Raw genomic sequence first — 6,049 nt, 5'->3', positions numbered from 1 at the left:
CGGCGACCGGGTTCGCCAACGACACGGCGCGGGTGTATGGGCAGGTGTTTGAATCCGACGAGGTGACGCCGTTGACCGGCGAGCTACTGATATTGCAACGCTCCAGCAACGTGGGCAACCAGGTTGTGACGGTGACATTGCCCCATGACGCGGCCGCGACGAAAGCGAAATGGGACGGCGCGAAACTGCGCTTGCGCTGGGAATATGACATCGCGGCCAATCAGGAAAGCATCCGGCTCGACCCGTCCAGACCCTCGCTGGCCGTCGGCAACCCATTGCCGACCGGCGTAAACACCGGCGGCGCGGGATTCTGGGCAGGGCGCGACACATTTAGCGGTAACTATCATCTGAGAATTGGCGGCGTGCTCAACAGCGGGCCGCAATTGCTGTACCACGGCGATGTCGGCAATCTATCAATCCGCAATAAAGACGGGCAGGCCGTCATTCTGTTTGAAGGCACAGGCGCGAGCCGGTTCGAGGGGCCGATGACCATCGGGACGGGCGGTGGCATCTGGCAAGGGGCGGGCACGTTCGGCGCGCCGACCACGGGGCTGAAAATCTGGAATGACGGCGGTGTGGGGCGGCTGGCGACGTACAAAACGGGGCTGGAACAGATAACGATTAACACCGATGGGCAGTTGACGGCGGGCGCGAATAACGTCTATCTGGATCGTGAGGGTATTACACTTAATTCGGGAAGCGTTCAGACAGACTATAGCTCGGTTAAATTTCGGTCATCAACAAACGTTGTTTTCGGCACAGTTTACGGCACAGTAAATATAAATAACGGTCAAACCATTATGGGTTTGTCCACTTACCAGACAAACAACGCAACAATACGTGCTCACATTGCCGCCCACGCCGGGCCAATAAAGGAAGCCGTAACTCTCAACACATCGGAATCGATGGTCGAATTGACACCAGGTGCTCTTTGGTCATCGGTGGCAATACGCACAGGTGGAGGCATGACTGTTGGAGACTCTTCCATGCCCCCCCCCAGCACTCTCCGCTTCAAGGAGCGCACCGACAACAACACCTACCCCAACTCGACACAGGTAGATATCTTCGCCCGCACGGTCGGCGGAGTGCAAAAACTATATGCCAAATTCGGTAACGGCGTCGTGAGGGAACTGGCAACGGCATCATAAAGGAATGATGATTTATGAATCTACAGACACTACAGGAACGACAGGACAAACTGACCGCGCAACGGGCGCAACTGCTCGAAGAGGCCAACCGGCAACTGGCGATGATTGACGGCGCGCTGGCGCTGCTCAATGACATGATCGCCGAGATGAGCGCGGGCGACGCGGCCGACGAAGAGGAATAACCGCACATGGCGATTGGCATCGCGGGCAATTCGACCTACCAGTCGAGTTCATCGGCGAGCAGTTACACGCTTGCATCGTATACACCGGCGACCGGCAGCGACCGGATTCTGGTTGTTCGAATTCACGGGTTACGCACGAACGATGCAGGCGCGTTCACGGTTGATAGCGTGACGTTCGGCGGCGTGGGACTGACTGAGGCGGTGAGCGGCAAGACGACGAGCAGCGTCCGCCAATACCGGACGGCTATCTGGTATCTGATCAACCCGTCGGGCAGCAGCGGTGACATCGTTGTAACGTTCTCGCAGGGCGCGAGCGGCTGTATCATTTCGGCCAACACACTGACCGGCGCGGCGCAATCGTCGCCGGTTGGGCAGACGGGCAGCGATTCGACATCGCCGACAGCGACGATTGCCGACACGGAATCGACCGCCAACGCTATCGGCATTTTGGCCGTGACTTCCCATTGCGGCAACGACCCGGTCTGGACATTCTCCGATAGCGGCGGGGTAGCATCCTACACCGAGCAATACGATATACGTACATTCTCGACAAATAATGCCAAGCCGAGCGGCGCTGGGGCATCGGTTCTAAACCCCACTGCGGTGACTAACCATCGGATTGCACAGTCACAGAGCAGCCCGCAAGTGGCGGTGCTGGCGGTGTTTAAGCCCGCCGCGTCGGAGACGATCACGGCCACGGCGGGCGACGGGCTGGGGGTATCGGAATCAGCAACGCCGCGGCGCGTCCTGAGAGTATCCGCGGCCGATGTTACCGGCATGGCGACGAGCACGGGGCGACGGGCGAATATCATCGCCAATAGCATGGATTTAATCGCATTGCTGGAGGTTGCCACCCGCGCCCGGCACTCGTCGCACGCGACAACTGACGCGGCGGTTGGCATCGATGCGCTCTCCATGACGTGGCCGCTGCTCGTGGGCGATTCTGCCGGACTGTCCGAGGCGCTGGCAATGGCCGCGCAACTATCCGCATCCGACGCGGCGGGGGTAGCGACGGCGGTCATGCTGGCCCGGCTGTTGAGCATATCCGACACGGCGGCGGTCGATGAGGCGGCCACGGCGCGGGCGTCGCTGATTGCGGCCGCGTCGGACGCGCTCGGCTACGTTACAAACGTACAAACGACCATTAGCACGAGCGCGGGGGACGCGCTGGCCCTGACGACGGCGCTGGCCGCGCGGCGGGCGTTGGTGGCCGCCGCTATCGACCCGCTGAAGTTGACCGAGATTCTCAGCGGTGATATGGGCGAGGTTTTGGAGGCTGTCGCTTCCGACGCCGCGGGGCTGGTCGCGCTGGCCCTGGGCGGATGGACTGGACAGGCGACAGGAGCCGACGCGGCCGAATTGACCGACACGGCAGCACGCGCCATGCATTTCACCCAGAACGTTGTAAGCGCGGGCGGTCTGAGTGTGATGGCCGCCGTCGTCAAACAGGCGCGGGTGACGGGCGTTGACGCGGCCGGGCTTGCCGAGCAACTCCGCAACGATTGGGGGCTATCTGTCGATGACACGGCGGGCATATCCGCCACGACGCAACTAGTCGCGTTTCTCTATGCGCTGGCCGCAGACGTGGCCGCCGTTAGTGAGGGCACATCGACCCGCTGGCACGTTGAGGCGCGGGATACGGCTGAGTTTGTCGCGTCGGTGGCCGGGGCCATGCACTGGGTTATGGCCGTGCAGGACACGCTGGGCGTCGGCGACCTGAGTATGTTCGTCAACCCGGCGGGGGTCGTTGTCATTGAGATGACAATCAACCCGGTGACGGCGGAGATGGAACTGAGGCCGGTAACGATTGGCTTTGAGATTGCCATGCCGCGCGTCGATTGGCGCTTGTTACCCTGATTCGTCAAATGGATTTTTGACCCGTCGAACGGGTAAAGTTGAGGAATTTCAATCACTGTGAGGGCTAATATGGAACTGGACAATGTGGTTAGTAAATTGGCAATCGTCGGCGTCTATGACGTGGTTTGTCGCGACCGGGACGGCAATGAGAAATGGCGCGAGCACGCTCACAACCTGTTGGTAAACGCGGGGCTAAATCTGATCCTGGACAGCGGTTTCAGCGGCACGGAGTATCTGGGGCTAAAGGGCGGCGGCACGCCCGACGCGGCCGACACTATGGCATCTCATTCGTCGTGGTCGGAGATCACCGTCTACTCCGAGGGAACGCGGCCGACCTACGCCCACGCCGCGGCCGCGTCGCAGGCAATCACCAACAGCGCGAGCAAGGCGCAATTCTCGATTAACGCCACGACCTCAATTTACGGCATTTTCTGCACAACCAATAACACGAAGGGCGGCACGACGGGCACGTTGATCGGCGTGACAAATTTTGCATCGGCGAAATCGGCCGACGACGGCGACACGCTGGAAGTGACTTATACCGTCACAATGTCAAATGTCTAAGGCAAGGCGAGGAGCTATGACTATCGTACTGGAACGGTCAACCGTCGCCGCCGTTGCGTCATTTCGTGACGAGGCGGGCGAGCTTATCACGCCGTCGGTCATCAAATGGACGTTGACCGACGGCGACGGCAACGTCGTCAACAATCAGGCGGACATCGACATAGTCCCGGCTAACACGGTCAATATCGTACTGAGCGGCGACGATTTGGCGATGACGGCAGGCGACGACGGGCGGCGGCAGGTGATCATCAATGCCGTGTACGATGGCACGCTGGGCGACGATTTGCCCATCGTCGGCGTGCTGGAATTCACGGTGCGCAATGTGCCCGGCATCGCCTAACCCGGCCATGACCGCCCATACCACAACCGCGCTGCAATACGCCTCGGTTATCGTGTTCCTTGCGACGATCATCGCGGCGGTCGGCGGCATGAGGAAACGCCCACGCATAAGGGTGTTTTTTCTCCCACCGGTGGTATGGGCTGCGTCGGGGCTAGTGTTCTATGGGCTGGCGTTCGCGGGGGTGATGTCGCCCGCCGCGTTCATTTTGCTGGGGGCCGCGCACCGGACGATGGGCGCGGCGCTGATTCTGGCAATGGTACTGGTATTACTCGGAGAGGTCGATGACCAATGAGACACGGCTCGTCGTTGAGGCGTTGCTATTCGTCGTCGGGATGCTGGGGGTTATCGGCGTGGCGTATGTGCGCGGCCGCCGGCACGGCCCGACGGCGGTGGACAATCTGCGGCGGATCATTGATGGAATGGCGCGGGATATGAATGAGCGCATGGATGAATACGACCGGCGGCAGGCGCGGGACAGGCAAGAGATGGACAGGCTGCACAGCGAACTAAACGACTGGAAAACGTACAGCCGGGCGCAGGCGGACTATAGTCGCCAGCTAGTGAGCCTGCTGCTGGGCATGGGCTACGCCGGGGAGTTGCCGCCGGCGCCTGACCCGCCGGGCAAAACCAACGGCACGCCGGGCGACCATACCGGCGATGACCGGGTATTGGCTATCCGGCTGGGGCGGGCTTTCAATCTCGAAGAGCTATATGACCTTGAATTTCGGCTGGGCGTGCCCGACGGCGACATCGGCAATATGACCGTTGCGGCGCGGGCGCGTGAGCTTGTGCGGTGGTGCCGACGGCGCGGCCGCATCGATGACCTGATACTACTCATGGGCGAACTGCGCCCGGATGGAGGCAATTAGTGGCTATCCTGAATGTAGGCGGTGATTTGAATTACAAGACGATTGGGGCGGCGCTTGCCGCCGCGCTCGAAGGCGACACGGTGATTGTTGGCGGCGGCACGTATTACGAGGCGATTGTGCTGGCCACGCCGGGGGTGTCGGTCATCGCTAAAGACGGCGCTGCGGTGACGATTGACGGCCGCTATTCCCCTGCCCTATTCGGTGACGGCAATTACGCCATGAGCAACGGGCGCAAGGTCGGGGCGGGTCAACTGCCGTCGCTGGCCGCCGACAATGCGCGGCGCGGCGGGTGGGTGTACTCAGGCGGCAATCTGAATATCAACGGCTATAGCTCACTGGTCAGGCTGGTCGGCAACGGCACGTCTATCAGCGGGGTGACGCTGCGCAATAGTGCCGGGCGTTTTATCGTCGTCGAGGGCAACGATTGCACGATCGAGGATTGCCGCATGGATTTCTGCTATGGCGGGGCGATCAGTATCGCTACCGGCAGCGAGTGGGCGACGTTGCGCAAGTTGACCGTCACTCGGTCGAGCGTCAAGAAGTTCGACACGGGGGCGCCGGGGGCCGGGCCGGATGCGGTGGCGACTACGGTCATCTGCGGCGGGTCGGACGTGCTCATTGAGGGATGCACCATCTGCTACAACTACGGTGAGGGTATCAGCGCGGATAAAAACAGCGTGCGGCCGATTGTGCGCGGCAACGTCTGCCATACGAATTACCATTGGTCGCTCGGATTCAATTACACCGACGGCGCGGTCATTGAGGGCAACGTCGTCTATTGGTGCGACAACCTGATCGACGCGCTGGGCAAGGGCTGGCCTGCCGATGGTTTTGTCGGCGGCTCGGAACGGGCATCACCTGAGAACCCGAAGGAGGCCAGAAGCCCCAATATCTCGATAGCGAACAACCTGTTTGTCGGCTACCTGAAACGGCCGTGGCTGCTGGGTAGCACGGGGCGGCCGGTGCAATTCGTCGATAGCCGGATAGCGGAGAATACGATTGTCGGGCGGGTGACGCCGGGCAAACCGGGGGCGACGTTCACATGGACGGCGCTCAAAACGGCGCTGCATGAGGGCACGACGGTTAGCG

At 61.2% G+C, this 6,049-nt stretch carries 8 protein-coding genes; all 8 read left to right on the top strand.

Annotated elements, in window-relative coordinates:
* The coding region (locus tag PLC66_RS22045; RefSeq protein ID WP_324544332.1) for a hypothetical protein at positions 1–1,148 on the top strand (1,148 nt) is incomplete at its 5' end.
* A 14-nt stretch (positions 1,149–1,162) separates the two neighbouring features.
* A complete protein-coding gene (locus PLC66_RS22040; protein ID WP_324544331.1) occupies positions 1,163–1,330 on the top strand; it encodes a hypothetical protein in 168 nt (55 codons plus the stop codon).
* Positions 1,331–1,336: 6 nt separating this feature from the next.
* The gene (locus PLC66_RS22035) at positions 1,337–3,187 is read left to right on the top strand and encodes a hypothetical protein (RefSeq protein ID WP_324544330.1); all 1,851 of its coding nucleotides are present in this window, start codon (positions 1,337–1,339) and stop codon (positions 3,185–3,187) included.
* A 69-nt stretch (positions 3,188–3,256) separates the two neighbouring features.
* Entirely contained in the window at positions 3,257–3,751 is a 495-nt protein-coding gene (locus PLC66_RS22030; protein ID WP_324544329.1) for a hypothetical protein, read from the top strand.
* A gap of 16 nt (positions 3,752–3,767) precedes the next feature.
* Complete coding sequence (locus PLC66_RS22025; RefSeq protein WP_324544328.1) at positions 3,768–4,091, top strand: hypothetical protein; 324 nt, start codon at positions 3,768–3,770, stop codon at positions 4,089–4,091.
* A 7-nt stretch (positions 4,092–4,098) separates the two neighbouring features.
* Positions 4,099–4,383 carry a hypothetical protein gene (locus PLC66_RS22020; RefSeq protein ID WP_324544327.1) on the top strand — a complete coding sequence of 95 codons (285 nt, stop codon included), beginning with the start codon at positions 4,099–4,101 and terminating at the stop codon, positions 4,381–4,383.
* Complete coding sequence (locus PLC66_RS22015) at positions 4,373–4,960, top strand: hypothetical protein (RefSeq protein WP_324544326.1); 588 nt, start codon at positions 4,373–4,375, stop codon at positions 4,958–4,960. The genes PLC66_RS22020 and PLC66_RS22015 overlap by 11 nt, the downstream gene beginning before the upstream one ends.
* Positions 4,960–6,049, top strand: a 1,090-nt coding sequence (locus PLC66_RS22010; protein ID WP_324544325.1) for a right-handed parallel beta-helix repeat-containing protein, incomplete at its 3' end; no start/stop codon positions are given. The genes PLC66_RS22015 and PLC66_RS22010, both read left to right, overlap by 1 nt.

The sequence above is a fragment of the Thauera sp. genome (genome assembly GCF_035444905.1).
Classification (GTDB): domain Bacteria; phylum Pseudomonadota; class Gammaproteobacteria; order Burkholderiales; family Rhodocyclaceae; genus Thauera.
Note: the sequence above shows the minus strand (reverse complement) of the source record. Positions and strands in the feature narration are given on the sequence as shown.